This is a genomic window from Alteromonas sp. RW2A1 (assembly GCF_001886475.1).
GTDB lineage: Bacteria > Pseudomonadota > Gammaproteobacteria > Enterobacterales > Alteromonadaceae > Alteromonas > Alteromonas hispanica.
In genome coordinates this window covers 1,823,281-1,843,982 of sequence record NZ_CP018031.1, presented here as the reverse complement: position 1 = coordinate 1,843,982, position 20,702 = coordinate 1,823,281, and the positions used below count along the sequence as shown (strand labels likewise).

General features: G+C 44.0%; 17 protein-coding genes and 4 tRNA genes. 19 read left to right on the top strand and 2 right to left on the bottom strand.

The genetic code is table 11. The features are described 5' to 3' along the window. Positions 1 to 52 precede the first annotated feature (52 nt). From ruvA to BM528_RS08245, 14 genes are all read left to right on the top strand, one after another. The gene (ruvA, locus tag BM528_RS08315) at positions 53 to 676 is read left to right on the top strand and encodes a Holliday junction branch migration protein RuvA (protein ID WP_071979484.1); all 624 of its coding nucleotides are present in this window, start codon (positions 53 to 55) and stop codon (positions 674 to 676) included. Positions 677 to 702: 26 nt separating this feature from the next. Continuing rightward, positions 703 to 1,707: a Holliday junction branch migration DNA helicase RuvB gene (ruvB, locus tag BM528_RS08310; protein ID WP_071979483.1), complete on the top strand. Its 1,005-nt coding sequence runs from the start codon at positions 703 to 705 to the stop codon at positions 1,705 to 1,707. A gap of 444 nt (positions 1,708 to 2,151) precedes the next feature. Then, positions 2,152 to 2,550 (top strand): tol-pal system-associated acyl-CoA thioesterase, encoded by a 399-nt coding sequence (gene ybgC / locus BM528_RS08305; protein ID WP_071979482.1) that lies wholly within the window; start codon positions 2,152 to 2,154, stop codon positions 2,548 to 2,550. Then, positions 2,540 to 3,223, top strand: coding sequence for a protein TolQ (gene tolQ, locus BM528_RS08300; protein WP_071979481.1), 684 nt, complete (start codon positions 2,540 to 2,542; stop codon positions 3,221 to 3,223). Before ybgC ends, tolQ begins: the two co-directional genes overlap by 11 nt. Positions 3,224 to 3,246: 23 nt before the next feature. Then, entirely contained in the window at positions 3,247 to 3,666 is a 420-nt protein-coding gene (gene tolR / locus BM528_RS08295) for a protein TolR (RefSeq protein WP_071979480.1), read from the top strand. A 169-nt stretch (positions 3,667 to 3,835) separates the two neighbouring features. Further along, positions 3,836 to 4,558, top strand: coding sequence for a cell envelope integrity protein TolA (gene tolA / locus BM528_RS08290; RefSeq protein ID WP_071981226.1), 723 nt, complete (start codon positions 3,836 to 3,838; stop codon positions 4,556 to 4,558). Between the two features lie 4 nt (positions 4,559 to 4,562). After that, a complete protein-coding gene (gene tolB, locus BM528_RS08285; protein ID WP_071979479.1) occupies positions 4,563 to 5,918 on the top strand; it encodes a Tol-Pal system beta propeller repeat protein TolB in 1,356 nt (451 codons plus the stop codon). Between the two features lie 39 nt (positions 5,919 to 5,957). Further along, positions 5,958 to 6,524: a peptidoglycan-associated lipoprotein Pal gene (pal, locus tag BM528_RS08280; protein WP_071979478.1), complete on the top strand. Its 567-nt coding sequence runs from the start codon at positions 5,958 to 5,960 to the stop codon at positions 6,522 to 6,524. Beyond that, a complete protein-coding gene (ybgF, locus tag BM528_RS08275; protein ID WP_071979477.1) occupies positions 6,524 to 7,303 on the top strand; it encodes a tol-pal system protein YbgF in 780 nt (259 codons plus the stop codon). Before pal ends, ybgF begins: the two co-directional genes overlap by 1 nt. 496 nt (positions 7,304 to 7,799) lie before the next feature. After that, positions 7,800 to 7,875 (top strand) — tRNA-Lys (locus BM528_RS08265). A 22-nt stretch (positions 7,876 to 7,897) separates the two neighbouring features. Beyond that, positions 7,898 to 7,973, top strand: a tRNA-Lys gene (locus BM528_RS08260). Positions 7,974 to 8,007: 34 nt separating this feature from the next. Next, a tRNA-Lys gene (locus BM528_RS08255) sits at positions 8,008 to 8,083 on the top strand. Positions 8,084 to 8,274: 191 nt separating this feature from the next. Beyond that, entirely contained in the window at positions 8,275 to 9,330 is a 1,056-nt protein-coding gene (gene nadA / locus BM528_RS08250; protein ID WP_071979475.1) for a quinolinate synthase NadA, read from the top strand. A 126-nt stretch (positions 9,331 to 9,456) separates the two neighbouring features. After that, positions 9,457 to 9,546: transfer RNA gene (locus tag BM528_RS08245), tRNA-Ser, on the top strand. 309 nt (positions 9,547 to 9,855) lie between these two features. Here the strand turns inward: BM528_RS08245 and istB are convergent. Beyond that, on the bottom strand, positions 9,856 to 10,602 hold the full coding sequence (gene istB / locus BM528_RS08235; protein WP_015066349.1) for an IS21-like element helper ATPase IstB: 747 nt from the start codon (positions 10,600 to 10,602) through the stop codon (positions 9,856 to 9,858). Between the two features lie 8 nt (positions 10,603 to 10,610). After that, a complete protein-coding gene (gene istA / locus BM528_RS08230; protein ID WP_020744983.1) occupies positions 10,611 to 12,149 on the bottom strand; it encodes an IS21 family transposase in 1,539 nt (512 codons plus the stop codon). A gap of 200 nt (positions 12,150 to 12,349) precedes the next feature. Here istA and BM528_RS08225 point away from each other — a divergent pair, with 200 nt between their 5' ends. The 5 genes from BM528_RS08225 (at position 12,350) to hsdR (ending at position 20,679) form a co-directional block, all read left to right on the top strand. Further along, entirely contained in the window at positions 12,350 to 13,981 is a 1,632-nt protein-coding gene (locus BM528_RS08225) for a tyrosine-type recombinase/integrase (RefSeq protein WP_198033602.1), read from the top strand. Positions 13,982 to 14,197: 216 nt separating this feature from the next. Beyond that, on the top strand, positions 14,198 to 14,758 hold the full coding sequence (locus BM528_RS08220) for a hypothetical protein (protein WP_071979472.1): 561 nt from the start codon (positions 14,198 to 14,200) through the stop codon (positions 14,756 to 14,758). Beyond that, on the top strand, positions 14,742 to 15,716 hold the full coding sequence (locus BM528_RS08215) for a hypothetical protein (protein ID WP_156844042.1): 975 nt from the start codon (positions 14,742 to 14,744) through the stop codon (positions 15,714 to 15,716). Before BM528_RS08220 ends, BM528_RS08215 begins: the two co-directional genes overlap by 17 nt. A 720-nt stretch (positions 15,717 to 16,436) precedes the next feature. Further along, a complete protein-coding gene (locus BM528_RS08210) occupies positions 16,437 to 17,771 on the top strand; it encodes a DNA primase family protein (RefSeq protein ID WP_071979470.1) in 1,335 nt (444 codons plus the stop codon). Between the two features lie 478 nt (positions 17,772 to 18,249). Then, entirely contained in the window at positions 18,250 to 20,679 is a 2,430-nt protein-coding gene (hsdR, locus tag BM528_RS08205) for an EcoAI/FtnUII family type I restriction enzme subunit R (RefSeq protein WP_332249010.1), read from the top strand. The last annotated feature ends 23 nt before the right edge of the window (positions 20,680 to 20,702 follow it).

Sequence of the window (20,702 nt, the reverse complement as noted above, 5' to 3'; positions counted from 1 at the left end):
TTCTAGAACCGATCTATTTTTCATACGTGCAGGGCATAAAAAGAGAATATAAATGATTGGACGAATTCGCGGTACGTTGGCTGAAAAACAGCCTCCAGAAATTCTTGTTGATGTTGCTGGCGTAGGGTATGAAATACATATGCCCATGACCAGCTTTTACCAATTGCCCGCTGTGGGCGAAGAAGTTGTTGTTTACACCCACTTTGTTGTGCGGGAAGACGCGCAGTTACTTTTTGGCTTTGCTGATAAACTTGAGCGAGGATTGTTTCGTGAGTTGATAAAGGCGAACGGTGTAGGTCCGAAACTCGGCCTTGCTATTTTATCTGGCATGTCGGCGTCGCAGTTTTTAGCTAGTGTGCAAAACGAGGACGTTTCTGCTCTTGTTAGTCTACCTGGCATTGGGCGCAAAACCGCCGAGCGACTTGTTGTTGAGTTAAAAGATAGATTAGCCAAATTTGGAAAGATGCAAAGCATTGCTGTTCCGCCACCGAGCAGTGACTTACTCTCTGGTGGGAATACTATCGTTAACGTTAATAGCGCCCGCGAAGAAGCCCAAAGTGCACTTATTGCACTTGGATACAAGCCTGCGCAAGCGAGTAAGTTAGTCGACAGTGTTTACACTGATGGCATGGAGAGCGAGTCGCTCATACGCGAAGCATTAAAAGCAGCCCTATAATTACGCAATTAATAAGTAGATAAATAATGATAGAAGCCGACAGACTGATTACGCCGGATGCTAATACAGAAGATGAAGTTATCGATCGCGCTATTCGGCCGAAGATGCTGGCAGACTATACAGGCCAGCCTCATGTGTGTGAGCAAATGGAAATTTTTATTCAGGCTGCGCGCAACAGAGAAGACGCACTAGATCATCTCCTTATTTTTGGGCCTCCTGGGTTAGGTAAAACAACCTTGGCCAATATTGTTGCCAATGAAATGGGCGTGAACATTAAAACGACCTCGGGGCCTGTGCTAGAAAAAGCTGGTGATTTAGCCGCATTGCTTACAAACCTTGAGAAAAACGATGTTCTTTTTATCGATGAAATTCATCGTCTGAGTCCGGTAGTTGAAGAAATTCTTTATCCTGCCATGGAAGACTACCAGCTAGATATCATGATAGGAGAGGGGCCTGCGGCACGCTCGATAAAGCTCGACCTCCCGCCCTTTACATTAGTGGGCGCAACAACCCGCGCAGGCTCATTGACGTCGCCACTTAGAGATCGCTTTGGCATTGTACAGCGTCTTGAATTCTACTCTGTTAAAGACCTCACCACGATAGTCTCAAGAAGTGCAAGCTACCTAAACCTAGAAATGACAGAAGAAGGCGCAACAGAGGTTGCCTGTCGCGCTAGAGGTACACCGCGTATTGCGAATCGCCTGTTAAGACGAGTACGTGATTACGCCGAAATTAAGTCTGATGGCACGGTAGGACCTGATATCGCAGCAAAAGCCCTTGATATGCTAGATGTAGATAAAGAAGGTTTCGATTATATGGATCGTAAATTGCTAACAGCTATTATAGAAAAATTTGATGGCGGCCCCGTGGGTTTAGACAATTTAGCCGCAGCGATTGGAGAGGAAAAGGAGACCATCGAAGATGTCATCGAACCTTTCCTTATACAGCAGGGCTTTTTACAACGTACTCCCAGGGGACGTATAGCTTCGCAACGTGCCTATCTTCACTTTGGTTTCACGCCAACGACCTAACATTCGGCTACGGATGACCACTTCAGGGCTGTGGTGGTCGGTTCGCTTCAAATATTTCTATCTTTATAAATTGATCTAAAGAGTTACAGGCAAAAAAAAGCCCGCTCATAGAGCGGGCTAAAACAACAAGTGTTGAAGGAAATAAATCCAGGGAACTCATGTCTACAGGAGAAAAACTCTTGCATGACCGTGCTTAGCACCATCACGCTCTGTGCGACTGATGCGTTGCATTATAGACATCTATTGGAATTGCTCAATTGAGTAAAATTATTTTTTAGACTTAGAAAAACTAATGTGTAAATGATGTGTTATTTTGTGGTTCTAAAAAGTTTAAAGTTCAAGTTTGATAGTGGTTTGGCACTTGTTTTAATATGTTATTTGTCGCAATTCATGGCCTGTTTATCTGGCATATGGATTAATTAAATTGTTGTTAGAGGAATAGTTATGCACTTACATCAAATAAGAGTGTATTACGAAGACACGGATGCCGGTGGAATTGTGTATTACGCAAATTATCTCAAATTCATGGAAAGGGCACGAACCGAGTGGCTCCGCGGTTTGGGGTATGAACAAGATATACTTATGGAACAATCTATCGCTTTTGTCGTCAAACGCGTTGAGATGCATAACTATGCGCCGGCGCGTTTCAATGAACTGTTGAGTATTGAAACTCGCGTTGTAGAATTAAAAGGCGCTAGTATGACGTTTCAACAAACGATAAAAAATAATAATGGCTTAAAATTGGTATCTGCGGATATTCAGGTTGCCTGTGTCGATATAACGGCTATGAAGCCAAAACGACTACCACGTACTTTGTTAGGGGAAATTTCGCGTGTCATCTGATCTCACTTTTATTGGCTTGTTTCTACAAGCAAGTTTTATTGTGCAACTGGTAATGCTGCTACTACTCAGCGTTTCTGTCGCATCCTGGACATTCATATTTCAGCGCAGTAAAGCGCTAAATGCTGCACGTTCTGAAATGCGTCAGTTTGAGGATAAGTTTTGGTCTGGTGCCGATTTGAACAAACTGTATCAAGAGTTATCTTCGAGAGCTCAGCTAACCGGCATGGGTAGCATCTTTTGTGCAGGTTTTAAAGAGTTTGTAAGGCTGCGTAAATCTAATACGCCTACTAATGGTGTGGTTGATGGTACTTATCGAGCAATGCGCGTTTCTATGTCTCGTCAAGTAGAAGAACTTGAAAGTCGTCTACCGTTTTTAGCTACAGCAGGCTCAATAAGCCCTTACATAGGTTTGTTTGGCACGGTTTGGGGGATCATGAACGCTTTTATTGCTCTAGGTGAAGTTCAGCAAGCAACGCTAGCAATGGTTGCGCCTGGTATCGCTGAGGCGCTTATTGCTACTGCGATAGGTCTGTTTGCGGCTATTCCGGCGGTAATTGCTTACAATCGCTTTAGTCATCAAGTTGAAAAATTAGAAAACAGTTACGGTAATTTCATGGAGGAATTCTCTGCAATTCTTCACCGCCAAGCTGCAGCTCAAGCGCAGCAAGTATAAGCGTTTACAGCGGGGTCAATAATATGTACGTTAGAAAACGCCGTAGACCGGTTTCAGAAATCAATGTAGTGCCATACATCGATGTTATGCTGGTTCTGCTTATTATCTTTATGGTAACAGCGCCCCTTATATCTCAAGGGGTAAAAGTAGATTTACCCAAAGCAAGTGCGAACCCCATTGAACAAGAAGATAATCCTCCCATTATTGCCTCGGTAGATGTGAAGGGAAGGTACTTTCTTAACGTGGGCGATGACCAGGAATCGCCTATAAGCGAAGAAGAGCTTGGTGCTATTGTAAGCACTCAGCTGGAGAAATCCCCAAATACTCCAGTAGTGGTAAAGGGAGATGGGCAGGTGGCGTACAATGAGGTCATTCAGCTTATGGTATTACTTCAACAAGCGGGCGTTCCGTCGGTCGGCCTTATGACTGATCCTGTTGAGTAGGCGATGCATGTCTAAACCCAGTGATCAAAAAAACACGATAAATAGAGGTGCGGCTGGCAATAATGCCAACACTGCAAATGCCAAAAGTAGCCGTACTTCTGCTAGTTCGCCGTTAAATAACGAAAAGCTAGGCCTTTACAAGTCGCTGGCGCTGCATTTTGTTGTGGCTATGGTGTTACTTATTAGCGTCAGTTTCTCTCCAGACCCTCTTCCTAGCGCGCCGAGTAACGCGCCTGTGATAGAAGCAACGTTTATTGATGCTCAGGCTATTGCCGATAAAAAGCGGGCTGAAGCGCAGGCCGAAGCTCAGGCCCGTGCGCAAGAGGCTGAGCGGCAGCGAAAAGCTGCGGCAGCGGCAGAGAGAAAGCGTCAGCAGGCTTTAGCAACCAAGCGTGCCAGAGAAAAGAGGGAAGCGCAGGCTGCAGAGGCTAAAAGACAAAAAGAGCTTGAACGTTTAGCCGCGCAAAAAGAGAAAGAGCGTAAAGCAAGAGAAGCAAAAGCCAAGGCAGATGCGAAGAGAAAGGAAAAAGAAGCTGCTGAGCGCGCAGAGATGGAAAGGATTATGCAAGAGCAGCTTGCACAAGAACGTGCTGCGCAGCAACAGCGCCGTCAAAAACAGGTGCTGTCTGAAGTAGAAAGATACACTGCGCTAATTACGCAAACAATCAAACGGAATTTGTATTCAGACGATAGTTTTGACGGCAAACAGTGTAGACTCAACATAAAATTGGCAACAACGGGCTTCGTTACCAGCATCCGCATTCTCGGAGGTAATGATGCGTTGTGTAGGGCAGCTGAAAGTGCTGTCCGAAGAGCTGATAAGCTTCCGGTATCTGATGCACCAGACGTTTACGAGCAATTAAAAGACATCAATTTAAAAGTGGAATTGTAGCGGTATGAAAAAACTTGGAATATGGATGACGGTAATCTCGATGTTGCTTAGTGCGAAAGCCTTTGCCACGCTAGAGATTGTAATCACCGAGGGTGTTAATAGTGCAAGGCCTATTGGCATTGTTCCTTTTCAATGGAAAGGAGAAGGAAACCCACCAGGCGATATCTCGCAAGTAGTGAGGGCTGACTTAACCCGCAGTGGTAAATTTAACCCGATAGCGGTAGACAGCATGCCGCAATACCCAAAAACAGCGCAAGAGGTGAGTTACACTGCATGGGCTAACATGGGCGTTGATACTGTGCTTGTAGGAAGTGTCGAGCAGCAAGGCGCAGATAAATACCTTATTTCTTATCAACTCGTCGATATACTCAAAGGGCAATTAGACGGCGGTAAAGCCAAGGTTCTTAGAGACGGTAAACTTATGACCAGCAATGAGCACGTTATTGTAGCTCGTCAGGCGTCAATGAGTGGTCGCGATTTTCGTCAATATGCCCATCGTATAAGCGACATTGTGTATGAAAAGCTAACGGGAGTGCGCGGCGCATTTCTTACCAAAATTGCCTATGTGATCGTTCGCGATAGAGAAACCGTTAAAAAACCTTATCAATTGGTTATTGCAGATTATGACGGAGAAAACGAGACTCGACTGTTATCGTCACCTGAGCCTCTTATGTCGCCGGTGTGGTCGCCAGATGGTGAAAGCTTGGCGTACGTGAGTTTTGAAAATCGCAGACCGCAGATTTTTATACAGAACATTTACACCAGTGAACGCACGCGAATTACTGATTTTCCTGGGATTAATAGCAGCCCGGTGTTTTCGCCTGACGGAAAGCAGCTTGCTATGGTGCTATCGAAAGACGGTAATCCAGAGATCTACATTATGGACCTGGCCACCAAAAATTTACGTCGCATTACGCGAAACAGAGCTATCGACACCGAGCCGGCCTGGCTTCCAGACAGCAGTGGGTTAATTTTTAGCTCTGAACGGGGTGGTAAACCTCAGATATATAGCGTAAATTTAAATTCAAGGAAAGTAAGGCGAGTAACCTTTGTAGGTGAACAGAACCTTGGCGCAACGTTAACACCTGATGGTAAGCAGATGGTGGTGGTGAATCAGACCAATGGTAACTACCACATTGCAAAGCAAGCGTTGGATGAAGATTCACTTCAGGTTCTTACGAGAACTTACTTAGATGAGTCGCCAAGTGTGGCGCCGAATGGAAGCATGATAATTTACAGTACCCTACATGAAGGGAAACAAGTGTTGTCACTGGTTTCTCTTGATGGGCGCTTTAAAGCTAGGTTACCAGCAGCCAATGGGCAAGTAAAATCGCCGAGTTGGTCACCATTTTTGTTCTAACAATTTAACGACTAAACAATAAAATTAAGGATTAGTAGGATGCAAATGAATAAAGTGATGAAAAGCTTCATTATTGCCTTGCCAGTAGTGACAATGATGGCATGTTCGTCGGGACCTAGTGAAGAAGAGATGGCGGCTGAACGCAATCGCTTAGCCCAAGAACAAGCACAGGCCGAAGCCGAAGCTCGTGAAGCTGAAGCACAGCGCGTTGAAGCAGAGGCTGCTCAGCGTATGAAGCGTCAAGAAGAAATGGTTCAGCAGGAAATGGAAGCGCTGAAAAACGAACAAACAGTTTATTTCGATTTTGACCGTGCGAGCATTAAACCAGAGTTTCAGCGTTTGTTAGACAAACATGCAACATTTCTTATCAAAAACCCAGGTACTAATGTAACCATTGAAGGCCATACCGACAGCCGCGGTACACCTGAATACAATATCGCACTTGGTGAACGCCGTGCGCAAGCTGTTGAAACATACCTTTTAAATGCCGGTGTGAGCAGTAGCCAAGTGTCAGTAGTGTCTTATGGTGAAGAGAAGCCAGCTGTAATGGGTTCAACTGAATATGCATTCGCGCAAAATCGTCGCGGAGTGGTTGTATACCGCTAATGACTTTCATTGAGATAAATACGGCAAAGTGGAGCGTCACGCTATTTGCCGCTCTCACTGCGTTTACGGTTAGCGCGCAAGCCCCTGTTGTTAATGCAAACGGTGGTGGAGAGCTTGAGCAGCGCATTGTGGTATTAGAGCGAATTGTAAAAAGTCGCACTGAGATGCAGCACAAAATGCAGACTCAGTTAGATAATATGCAAAACGAGGTTGACCAACTTCGCGGCGCTTTAGAAGTGAATACTAATCAACTTCAAAAAGTGCTAGAGCGCCAGCGTGAACTGTATTTAGAAATAGATAAACGCGTTGAAGCACTTAAGCAAAGCGGTGCACTCACAAATGTCGATGGGTCAAACACAGCTAACGCAAGCTCGGTTTCACCTGTGGTAGCAGCTACTCCAGAAGTGGGGGAAAGTGAGGCATACGAGAGCGCCGTTAATCTTATTTTAAAATCTCGCGAGTACGACAAAGCGATCCCCGCGTTCCAAGCGTTCATACAACGCTTCCCTAATAGTGAATACGCGCCCAACGCACACTATTGGCTGGGACAGCTGCTGTTTAACAAGCAGCAGTGGAGCGATGCAAGCGAGCAGTTCAATATCGTTGTCAATCGTTTTTCTGATTCGACGAAACGACCAGACGCGCTATTAAAGCTGGGTGTCATATCAGAGCGAAATGGCGATAATGCGTCTGCTAGGCAGCTCTTTATGCAGGTCGTGAATGAATATCCTGACTCGTCAGCGAAACGTTTAGCTGAGTCAAGGTTAAATAACTTGTAATAATCAAAGCCCCGATATGGGGCTTTTTTGTTTGCCCAGCGAAGCTGGCAAACCCGTCAGGTTGAAAGAAACCTGAATCACCCTGACTGAGGGGAAGATAATCCGAATGGCAAGGGCCTTAGCAAGTGATATGAAGTATGCAGGAGCCGTATACGAGGCCCGTACGTACGGTTCTGTGAGAGGGATGAGGCGCAAGCCTCACCCTACTCGATATTCTATCCGATTAATAATCTGTACCTGTTTGTTGCAGTTAAGTAACGACTATACAACAAGTAAACAACAACTCTTTGTTGTACTTATTTACCGGTTCAAATAACGATTTTTAAGTAAACTAGGCAAAGCTGGGTACAAATTCTCAGCTATTTGTTTTGATTTTGACCGCTTAGTCGTGTTTTCGTGAAAATATCGAAATAAAAGACCATTATGGGTTGCGTCGGATAAAAATCTGAGTATTATATGCCGCCGTTGCCTAGACACAGGCAACAACCGAAAAGATGGGTCGTTAGCTCAGTTGGTAGAGCAGTTGACTTTTAATCAATTGGTCGCTGGTTCGAATCCAGCACGACCCACCACTCTTTTCAAACCACAAATGATGGGTCGTTAGCTCAGTTGGTAGAGCAGTTGACTTTTAATCAATTGGTCGCTGGTTCGAATCCAGCACGACCCACCATCATTTTGTAGTTTATAATATCGTGTCATCGGATGGGTCGTTAGCTCAGTTGGTAGAGCAGTTGACTTTTAATCAATTGGTCGCTGGTTCGAATCCAGCACGACCCACCATCTACTCTCATTTGTTTGATCTTCGGCATTCCCATTCAAGTAAGTACTACCTATAACGTGCGATTTTAATCGGGGAACACTCTCCTAACACATTATGCTGATATTATTACAACTTTATGAATCATGCAGTGTGTAATTTTTATGACACTTGGGTATAATCGCAGCCCTTGTCGCAATTGAGATGTAGGTAAATGTCAGTAGCATTTCGTGTGGAACAGGTTGATTACCCTTTTCCAGCAAAACCACAACCCTTATCAGAAGTACGTAAGGCCCAATTAAAGGCTGAAATTAAAGACTTGCTTAAGTCTCGCAATGCCGTGCTTGTAGCGCATTATTACACCGACCATGAAATTCAGGCTTTAGCTGAAGAGACCGGCGGTTGCGTTGCCGATTCACTTGAAATGGCACGTTTTGGCCGCGACGCAGAAGAGCAAACACTTATTGTTGCTGGCGTGCGCTTTATGGGTGAGACGGCAAAAATCCTCAGCCCCGAGAAAACAGTGCTAATGCCAACTCTAGAGGCAACGTGTTCTTTAGACATTGGCTGCCCTGCAAAAGAATTTAGTGAGTTTTGTGACCAGCATCCAGATCACACCGTTGTTGTTTACGCTAATACGTCTGCTGCTGTGAAAGCGCGTGCTGACTGGGTGGTTACATCAAGTATTGCGTTAGAAATTGTTGAGCACCTCGATAGCCAAGGCAAAAAGATAATTTGGGGCCCAGACAGACATTTAGGCTCATACATTGCCAAGCAAACGGGCGCAGGCATGCTCATGTGGCAGGGTGAATGTATTGTTCACGACGAGTTTTCTGCGCAAAAACTAGCAGACATGAAAGCTCTATATCCCGATGCAGCAATTTTAGTTCACCCAGAGTCGCCAGCAAGTGTTGTAGAGATGGCTGATGCGGTTGGCTCCACAAGTCAGCTTATTAAAGCATCGCAAGAAATGGACAATGACACCTTTATTGTTGCTACCGACAAAGGCATTTTTTACAAGATGCAACAACTAGAGCCAAACAAGACGTTTATAGAGGCTCCAACGGGCGGTAACGGCGCTACGTGTAAAAGTTGTGCTCACTGTCCATGGATGGCAATGAACGGGTTAGAGGCGATTAAGGCTTCGTTAACCGAAGGTAGTGATGGACATGAAATATTTGTCAATGATTCACTTCGAACTGAAGCACTGGTTCCTCTCGATCGCATGTTAAACTTTTCTGCAGAATTAAAAGCAAAGGGCGGTCTTTAACGATTAGATTGTTTTGTAAGCAATCACATACAATTTTAAAGCAAGCGCTTGATAAAAGCAGTGGGTTTACCTACTATACGCGCGCTCAAGGAATTTCGAAGCAGAAACGTTCTTGATAAAAAATTTGGAGAGGTGGCTGAGTGGCTGAAGGCGCACGCCTGGAAAGTGTGTTTAGGGTTAAACCTAACGAGGGTTCGAATCCCTCTCTCTCCGCCAAATACTATAACCCCATGATTTAATACAGTTTTTCTGTTTTTGAATATGGGGTTTTCTTTTTTGCCACATGCCTTTACCACTGAAAAGGCATCAAATGAAGCACCAACCTACTTACCTCTACCAAGTCAAAAATTCTAAAAATTTTTACTTCCGTGCAAGAAAAAAAATTTTTCTGGAAAAAATCCACTACATTAGTCTTCCACAAGGACATTTTGTCGCTTCGCTTAAAATGCGTATTTCGGTGAATCCGAACGGTCATTTCGGTTTTATCCGATCACTTTTTCTTCTTCTTTTTCGTCCTTGCCAGTTTTACCTTAAGTGATCGGATTGGTCTAGTTTTCTCATCGATTCGCCAGCCAGTTCAATTCGATGGCTGTTGTGCAGTAAACGGTCGAGTAATGCATCTGCCACGGTGGGGTTACTGATGAGTTTGTACCATTCGGTAACGGGCAACTGGCTAGCGATAATGGTGCTGGTGTTTTGATATCGTTCTTCCATTACGTCAAGTAAGTCATTGGCCTGTCTTGCACTCAGTTTTTCCATTCCCCAGTCATCTAGGATGAGCAGCTCTTTCTTAGCGAGTTGTGCAAGCTGTTGTCGGTAACTTCCATCGGCGTGGCCGATATTCAGCTCATCTAGAAGCTGGCCGAGCCGGTAATATCGTACTGTATGATGCTGTTCACAGGCTTGTCTGGCTAATGCGCAAGCGAAGTACGTTTTACCGCACCCCGTTGCGCCAGTAACGATAATGTTATGGGCATGATGTAAGTATTGGCCGCTCAACAGTGTGGCGACTTTATCTTTGCGTAGACCGCGCTCTGCGCGGTATTCCAATCGGCTGGCGTGAGCTTCTAAGCGCAAGGTTGCCTGACGCAGTAAACGCTTCACTTTGCTGTCTTGCCGACAGTGGATTTCATGCTGTGCCAGTAATCCTAAGCGTTCTTCGAAGCTCATCTCGTCGTAGGTTGTCGCTTGGCTTTGTTGTTGCAGTAACGCTTGAGCGAAGTGTCCAAGCCGTAAGCTACGCAGTTGCTCTTGTAATTGAGATTGTGTCATGGGTTGTCCTATTGATAGTAATGTTGGCCGCGGATATTGTGGTGGGTTACAGGTTGCTCATCGTGTTCGACAGCGGTGCTCGGTACGCTTTCTTGGTGATGTTTGAGTAAGTTCATCACAACGCTTCTGTGAGGGCGTTCTAGCAGTAACGCCTTTTGGCAAGCGGCTTCAAGTCGCGCAGCACCATGCTGTTTAGTGAGATTTAGAATGGCTAGGCAGCTTTTAATCGCTTGCTCTGGATGTTGACGGCTATGGATGTGCCACTGCACCACACCGCGCGTACCTACACCAATATTCTCCGCCCAGTGCAATAAGCGCTCAGCGCTGAAGCGCTGTTTTACATGGCTGTCCGGCATGTGTTCTTTTTGCGTTGAGAAGCCGCCGTCTTTTGCTGATTTAGCGTGCTGTGTCACCAGTTGATTTTGGTGATAGATGCTGACCACACTGCCACTTGCCTCGATGGTCACCGTGTTGCCTACTAAGGTGTGCGGTACAGAGTAAGCGTGCTTTTGGTACAGCACATGGTAATCCGGCCCCACCTTTGCTCGTTTACTGTCGATGTACTCATACGTGGTGCCAGGCAATGGCATTAACGCGGGTTTATCGAGCAGTTCAAACTGCTCTCGGCGAGAGCCTGGATGTAAGCGCTGCGGCCGATTATTTAACTCTTCCATTAACACTTTGATACGTGCGTTAAGGCCCGCTAAAGTGTAAAAGCACTCCCGTCGCAATCGCATTAGTATCCAGCGTTCAACAATCAGTACCGCATTTTCTGCTTTAGCCTTATCCTTCGGTTTATAAGGCCGTGCAGGCACAATGGCGCAGCCGTAATGCCGCGCCATTTTTGCGTAGTTTTCATTCAGCGTGGGCGCGTAACGATGGGCTTTGGTAACGGCTGATTTCAGGTTATCCGGCACAAGTAAACGAGGTACACCGCCAAGGTAGCGGAACGTTCTTACGTGCGCCATTATCCAGTCTTCTTCACGTTGTGAGCGGCCAGCTTCAACATACGTGTAGTTGGTCGCACCTAAAGTCGCAACAAAGATTTGTGCATGATAACGCACTTCGCCTGTATCGGGATTAACGATAGGTACTGTCGGCCCGCAGTAGTCAATAAACAACTTATCACCCGCGATATGATGCTGACGCATACTACGCTTCTGCTTTTTAAGCCATCGCTGATAATGCTCGCAGAACTGCGTATAACCGTAGGCTGACGCACTATCTTCGGCGCAATACTCTTCCCACAGCAACAGCTTAGTCATGCCTTTACGCTTCAACTCTTGCTGCATAAGCATAAAGTCAGGCAGCCGTTTTTGGCGCTGAACGGGACCAGTGTTATACAACTGAGCCTCGAGCGTTTTATCATTGAGCGCTTCCGGCAACGGCCACGATAAATCACTGGATTTAAAGCGCGAGAGTATTTCACTCACGGTTGAAGGGCCGAGACTTAAGCATTGGCCGATGTCTCGATGGCTTAATCCTACTTCGAATTTGAGACGCAGGACGTCTTTAATCTTTCTCATATCGGTTCTCTTTCTCGCCATGGCAGCTCGTTCCTTCAATAAAGTGATGAAGTTGAGCTTACCAATTGATTTAGTGAGAAAAAGAAGAAGATTTCGGGATTCCGAACAGTGATTTCGGAAAAACGTCATTTTTGATCGGATAACGCCGAAATAAGCGATCGGATTAGACCGAAATCACTGATCGGATTGAACCGAAATGGGTGATCGGAATGGGCCGGAACATGCATAAAACAAGTGAATATGTCGATGCTTTGTGGTTATCACAGTTCATTTTAAAACGGATTAAGGAAGAATTGACTATGGACAACATGAACTACACTCGCCATCAACTGCTTGATTCCCAGGTTAAGTACTTCGCGTACATGAACTCGCTTTTTAATTTTCCGGAGGAGGAATTTAAGCTTCGGTTTGACTTTTTCTTGAAAGAACGGTTTAACCACTGGTTAGCAATAGGCAAAAAAATGCTGCAATTGGGAGTGTTTGATTCAGAAATTTTACAGCGCCTTCGTGCTGTTAAATCGGAGGTATTACGCGAACACTATATTAATGGAAACGAAGTTGAAATCCACCCCTCGGCAGATGGCGCTTTAGTCGATGCATTCTGCAAAGAGGCTCAAGAACAGGGATTTAAGATTAACCCTCGCTTGCAAGAGGCTGAAATGCTCAGTCGGCTCAATGCAGAGTTTATCAAGCTCGGCAAGAAACGTGTACAGTACAGTCCAGATATGATTGCTGAAACGCCAAAGCTAGATCCGAGAGAAAGTATTGAGTTCTCTCATTTGATAAAGAACCTCTGTGAATTTAGGAATTTTTCGCGCAAGGCGGAGCGAAATCTTAAGGTCAAAAGAGAGCATCACTTACAACTCAAGGTTTGCATTGATAACTTTATGAAGTCGAAGATCAATGATGTGGGACTCAGTGGACGTCAGCAGTATGAAACCTCTACGAATCTTTTATTGTCAGTATTTGGCGAAGAGTTTTTGGTCACTGAGTTTACGGGCAAAGAAGTAATTAAATTCAAGAATGTTGTGTTGGAAATGAAGTCAGGTCGATATATCAAAGGGATTGAACAGACCTTGAGTAAAAAGTCGGTCAACAAATACCTTTCCAACGTACGTCAGTTTTTTCAGTGGCTCATTAACGAACCAAAGTACCTGAAATCTAATCCTTTCAGCGGTGTTTCGATGAAGCTCAAAGCGAAAGACCAAAAGAAACGTCGTGCTTTCACGCGAGATGAAGTAGAGCTTCTTAAGACTTACAAACCATCAGGGAAGAAGGAGGCAAAAGATATTCGTAACGCAGCAAATTGGTTTGTAAAAATCGCGCTATATACGGGTATGCGGCTGAACGAAATAGCTTCTTTGGCGGTTAGAGAGGTTAGAGAGTCTGAAGGCATTCATTACTTGGACTTGTCACTGTTAAACGGAAAAAACGACAATGCGCCCCGAATAGTCCCTATTCACAGCAAAATCATTGAAATGGGATTTTTGGGCTATGTGAAAGAGCAAGAGACGCTGGGTGAGGAGCGCCTTTTTCCTGAACTGGTATTAGACTCAGAGAGTGCAATACGAGATGGACCCGGTATCCAGGTCGGCAAGTGGTTTAACAAAACGATGCTTGCGAAAATAGGCATCAACAAGAAATCTGAGTTAGACAGTGGCATTATGATTGACTTTCATTGTGCACGGCATACTGTAGCCAGCCGCTTTAAGTACCATGGAGTAGATGGTTATATTGCCAAGCAAATCCTTGGTCACCACCAAGAAGATGAGATCACCTGGGGAACTTATTCAGGCCGACAGGGTACGAAGCTGTCGGCTTTAAAGCGTGTCATCGAATATTTGGATTATTAATTCACTCACAGTCCCATGTTTTATCTTTGCTTTATGTAAGCCTGCTATTTAGCGGGCTTTTTTAATTTTTTAATAAAGGCTTTAGCCCACTAAAGCCTATGTTCATAGGCCATGGGACATGGTGGGTTTTGCTGCGCAAAAAATACGGAGAATTTAAATCTCCCTTTAATAATATGTTATAATATAACAGTACTGGCAATGGGAAGGATGATTTTCATGAATACAATAATTTCGAACACGTTATTGTTTAATGAAGCTAAGCAATGGGTCAAACAGGATATCATTGGGAGGCTTAAGTTAGCCTTGGACAAAAAGTGTGACTACATAAGAGAGCTGAGAGAGGATGCGGTCAGGCTTCAAAAATACGCAGAATCCTATGCTACATTGGAAACATTACTCAATGCTTTTGTAATGCTTGATGACGATAAGGAATTTGCAAGGTTCAGAGCACATTTTTTTAATGCAGATAGTATTGAGATTCTTGAAATAAGCGGCGTGGATAGGCGCTGTCTAACCGATGTGGAATTTTATCTACGGTTGATTGACGATGAACTTGATAAATCAATTACTGTAACGCCCATACTAGCGCGCGTTAACAATAACGCTGTTGAGGTGAAGATCAAGGTTTGCGTAGGTGGCTATTGCTACGAGAGTGACAGGTCGCTTGAGGACACTTCAAATTCTTCCGTAGATAATAATAATGTGACTGCAAATGGAAGCCACACAGCTTTCTTTCACTACCACAAAGTAGATGGCAAAAATGAGCGTAATCAGTGATAAGGCGGCTGTAGCAGTAAAAGCACGGTATTATAAATACGAGAGTGCAAAAGCGGTACTTGATCACGTAGTCGCATCGCGCGACGGCCTGACGCGAAGCGCGAACGTACAGTCGTTATTTTCCACAAATAATATTGGGGTCGTGACGAAGGGGTGTAAAACTCCCATTGACGCATTAGAAGATGCTTGTAAACGCTATAAACGTGTTACGGGGAAAAAAGTCCGTTCTGATTTCAACATTTTATTCGATCATGTTGTTGTATTAAGTGAAGCGCATTATGCGAGACTTGAGGCCTCTTGGGGTGAGGAAAAGGCGAAGCGCCAAGTGCTTTCGCATATGATCAAGTACGCGAATGCCATAAAGGTAGAATTTGGTTTTGAGCCTATCTCAGTTCAGCTTCATTTAGACGAGGGGCACCGTGATTCCAATGGGAACTTTATAAGAAATGTTCATGGTCACGTATCTATGTATAACTTTGATTTTAAAGGGAAAGTAGCTCCACTTAGACATCTAATGAAAAAAGGGAAAAACCAGGCTGGCCAGACAAACTCACTGAATCCACACTTTGTTCGATTTCAGGACATTGCTGCTGAAATTTTTAAACCGCTGAAATTTAAACGGGGCATAAGCAAAGATATTACGGGCAGAAAGCATCTTGAAAAAGAGGAGTTTGTTAGGGAAAAGTTGGCCAAAAAGGAAGTCGAATTAGTATCTGCGCATAATGAGGTTAATAAGTTAAAAAAAGAAATAGGTAAATATCAAACCAAAGCAATAAACCTGAACCACGAAATACAAAACTTGCAGGATAAACATGCTTGGCTTTCCATGAAAGTGGACGAAATACAGGGTTACTTTCTTTCTCTCGAACAAGCCATAAGAGATAATTGTATGCGCGCTGTAATGCAAATACAGAACAAAACGAAAGCGTTACTTTCGTCTATGAAACCCAACTTATGAGAAAATCTTCATTATAATATGACGTATTTTTATTGTTTTTATGACGCTAAGGAGAGCGAAAAAAAATTTGAGCAAAACCTTTCCCCTAAAATTTAAAGTTTCTCGCTTGGAAGGCCAGGTAGGTTTAGTGTCTAGTTAAAATTGAAGGTATACGTGAATAGAACGGAGCATTGCTGAGCTTGTTACCGAAAAGAATTATCTTTAAAAAAGCGGCAACAATTCAAATGTCAGATGAATAACTTCTTTGTGCCATTCAGTTTTGCCTAAACCAGCGAAAGCGCCCATCAAAAGCCTTTTAAAAAAGTGCAAATTTGTTTGGTAAAGGTACTGTGGTGGAGTCAGTTAGCGTTTCCCTGACGTCCTTAATCTGGGTGAGTTCAAAAGGTTTGCCTGTGACGGTAATGACACTTTTTAGCAATAGAGATTATTAATAAAATTGCATTCAAACATTACTAAGCTCGAAGGTGGCTATCCCTTCAATTGATAGAAAAGCGTCATCTGTGTCATTAATTATTGATTGGCGTCATGAAAAATACAAAAAAGAGTAATATTGGTATATGATATAACAAAAAGTTATATGTTGAATATCATCGCTATTATCGTCACTTAGCGATTTATTGTCGGTAAACTGCAATCTATTTTCATTGTTAACAAATTTTTTACATAAAAATCAGCAATTATAGAGTTGGTCACGAAGTTCACAAAAAAGGAGATGCTGTGATGACTAATTTTAAAAGCGTATGGGGTAGTAGCGACCAAAAACCAAGTCAGCTGCAGATTGCAGAAGCGTTCGTGCATCACGTCGGGAAAGAAAACCTTGTCATGGACAAGCAGGGTGATTTTTGGCAGTGGGCTAATGGACGATGGGCAATCGTCAATAAGCACGCGTTTCAAAATGAAGTTTTAAAATTTTTGAATGGCTCTGTTCAGTTGAGTGCCAATTGGCTAAAGTCTGTGTACGAACTCATCGGGGTGCTTACTTCTCGTAACGATGTATCTTTTAATATGGACAAAAGCGATATCGTCAATATGATAAATGGTGAGCTAGAGCTCGACGCTGCGCAGGGCAAATGGAGCCTCTCCCCACATGACTTAAATCGTTACTGCACAATTCAATTACCTTTGACATATGACCCTCAAGCCGAGGCCCCAAGGTTTCTTCGATATCTCCAAGAATGTTTCCATTGTGATGATGATATAGAGAATAAAAGAACCTCCCTCTTGGAAATGATTGGTTATTCCCTCGTTAACCATGCAAAACATGAGAGGTTTGTATTACTTGTTGGGAATGGAGCGAACGGCAAATCTGTTCTTCTGAAGCTTTTACGTTCGATCTGCGGGTTGGCTAACGTCTCCGCCGTTCAAGTTAGTAGTCTAGGGCGCACGTTTCAAAGAGAAACGTTGAATCGCTCATTGGTGAACATCGTGACCGAGATAAATGAAGACGAAGTGATTGACTATGCAGCGCTGAAATCCATCGTTTCGGGGGAAGTCTCTACTGTTGAAGCAAAAAACCAGGCTCCATATGTCGGCGAACCATCAAGTACGTTGTGGCTAGCCTCAAATCATCTACCAAAATTTAACGATAAATCCGATGGGTTGAAGCGCCGGGCTCTCATTATCCAATTTAATCATACAATTCCAGTTGATAAACGAGATCCAAATCTATTTGAAAAGTTACAGCTTGAACTGCCGGGTATCCTTAACCTAGCACTCAACGCTTATGCGAATGCCATCTCTCAAGGCTTTACCACCCCTGAATCGACATCTGATATTTTCAGAGCAATCAATCGAAAGTCAGACCAGGTAAAGGCGTTTGTTGATGAAATGGTAATAGAAGCGCAAGGGGAAGTAGTGCAAAGTCGTGTTGCATTTGATGCGTACATGCAATGGGCAAATAACTTAGGGTTAGATACTTCTATCTCTATTCATGCTTTTATCAAGCGGTTGAATAAACTGGGGTTCGAGAGCTACCGGACGAGTAGTTGCCGCTTTGTAAAGGGAATGATACTACCGTACTCTCATCTCGATCAGGCTCGGGACTCAATAAACTGATAAACATTACTTGAATCAAAAGTACGGATATATCGCGCTTTATTCAATTTGAACGAGAATAACTCAAGGTTAAAGGAATGTAGGAAGCACAAATTCAGATAATAAATGTCGAGGTGTTGAGTCTTTTAAGCAGGCTCCTATTGCGGCATCTTCTTATAATCTCAAAAATAGAGTTTTCGAAATTAAAGGCAATTCCCGAAAAAACTCTTTTCAATTGGTTAAGTGGCAAGCTTGCAGAGTACAGCGGTATCAAGCTAATAATAAACAGTGTCGTTGTTTGGATAGCTTGGGTGTTTAATTGTGCATGTTTATGTGCTGAGTGATACTATGTCAATGGAGTAAATCATTGATATAGTATCAATCTCAACAATGGGTTAATTCACAAAATTTCTAGATTGAGCTAAACACCTTGGTATAAGAACTATACTAAAAAGTATGTGTAAATAACTCATTGTAAGTGAATTAGAAGGATCTGATTGTGTCCACGGTAAACAAAAAAGTCCTCAGCGAAACAGACATTATTACTAAATTTATCATGCCGGCGGTGAAATCTGCTGGGTGGGATGACATGACGCAAATTCGTCAAGAAGTGAAGTTGCGTGATGGTAAGGTCATCGTGCGAGGTATGGCGGCTGCTCGTAAAACCGTAAAGTCGGCCGACATTGTGTTGTTTCACAAACCCTCTATCCCTTTGGCCGTTATCGAAGCGAAAGCCAATAAACATGAAGTTGGAAAAGGTTTACAGCAAGGGCTCGATTATGCCAAGTTGCTGGACGTCCCCTTTGTTTTTGCCAGCAACGGTGATGGTTTTGTATTTCATGATAAAACCAATCCAAGCCATCTGGAGTCTGAATTAACATTAGAAAATTTTCCGTCACCTGAGGAACTGTGGGCGAAATATTCAGCATACAAAGGTTTTACCGAAAGTCAGTTACCCATCGTCACACAGGATTACTACGATGATGGCAGCGGTAAATCACCTCGCTACTATCAGCTGCAGGCCATTAATAAAACAATTGAAGCGGTATCGGCAGGGCAAAACCGCATCTTGCTCGTCATGGCAACGGGTACGGGAAAGACCTATACCGCTTTCCAAATAATCTGGCGGCTTTGGAAAGCCAAGGCAAAAAAACGCATCTTGTTTTTGGCAGATCGTAATGTATTAGTCGACCAAACCCGTATTAATGATTTCCAGCCATTCGGTCAGGCAATGACCAAAATAACAGGCAGAAAAATTGACCCTGCTTATGAAGTACACCTTGCCTTATATCAAGCGTTAACGGGCCCTGAAGAATCACAAAAAGCCTACAAACAAGTCGCCCCAGATTTTTTCGACTTAATCATCATTGACGAGTGCCACCGAGGCAGCGCAGCAGAAGACAGTGCGTGGCGTGAAATTCTTGAGTACTTTAATGCAGCTACCCAAATAGGCTTAACAGCAACGCCAAAAGAAACGGATGAAGTCAGTAATATCGATTACTTCGGTGAGCCGGTATACATGTACTCGCTTAAAGAAGGCATTGAGGATGGTTTTCTTGCACCATACAAAGTGGTAAGAGTGGACCTTGATGTTGACCTTCAGGGCTGGCGTCCAACCAAAGGCCAGGTAGACAAACACGGCAATCAAATCGAAGACCGCGTTTACAACCAAAAAGACTTTGACCGCACTATGGTCATTGATGAACGCACGCAGCTAGTGGCACATACCATTACTAATTATCTCAAGCGCACCGATCCTATGGCCAAAACCATCGTCTTTTGTAACGACATTGACCATGCCGAGCGTATGCGTCGTGCTTTGGTGAACTGCAACCCAGAGCAGGTCGCAAAAAGCGATAAATACGTAATGAAAATCACAGGTGATGATGAGGTAGGTAAGGCGCAGCTAGACAACTTCATTAATCCTAAAAAAGCCTACCCTGTTATCGCTACCACATCTGAGCTTATGACAACCGGAGTGGACGCCAAAACTTGTAAGCTAGTGGTATTGGATCAGAACATTCAGTCCATGACCAAGTTTAAGCAAATCATTGGGCGCGGCACGCGTATTGACGATAAATACGGCAAGCTCTGGTTCACCATATTAGATTTCAAAAAAGCCACCGAATTATTTGCCGATGAACGCTTTGATGGCATACCCGAAAAAATCATCACAACCAAGCCTGATGACATCAATGATCCTGATTCTAACTTTGACGACATCATCGATGACACCGACAACGACAATGAAGATGACCAGGGAGTTGATGAACCAGACGGTTACCCGGATGATTCTGGACTCATTGACGGTGGTGATTGGACTAGTAGTGATGACGATGAGGGTGAAGAGGTACGTAAGTATCATGTAAACGGCGTTACCGTCAGTAAAGTCGCGGAGCGCGTTCAGTATTACGATACTGATGGCAAACTGGTCACCGAGTCTTTTAAGGACTATACACGTAAAACGTTGTCAAAACAGTTCACATCACTGGATGATTTTGTGCGCAGATGGAACGACACAGAACGCAAGCAAACCATTATCGATGAGCTTGCCGGTGAAGGCATTTTGTGGGAAGCACTGGCACAAGAAGTCGGTGAGGGGATCGATCCGTTTGACATGATATGTCACGTTGCATTTGACCAACCGCCACTCACGCGCAAAGAGCGAGCAAATAACGTCAAAAAGCGTAACTACTTTACTAAGTATTCTGAACAGGCACAGCAGGTATTAGACAAACTGCTGGACAAGTATGCCGATGCCGGTGTTTTGGAAGTGGAGAACTTGCAAACTATCAAAGTACAGCCATTTACCGACATTGGCTCGGTCACTGAAATTGTCAAAAAAGGCTTTGGTGGTCGTAAACAATACGACGAAGCTATTACCGAATTAGAGCAGGCCATTTACAGCACAACCGATAAAAGTGCGTAACGGTTTTGCCTGCTAACCAATAA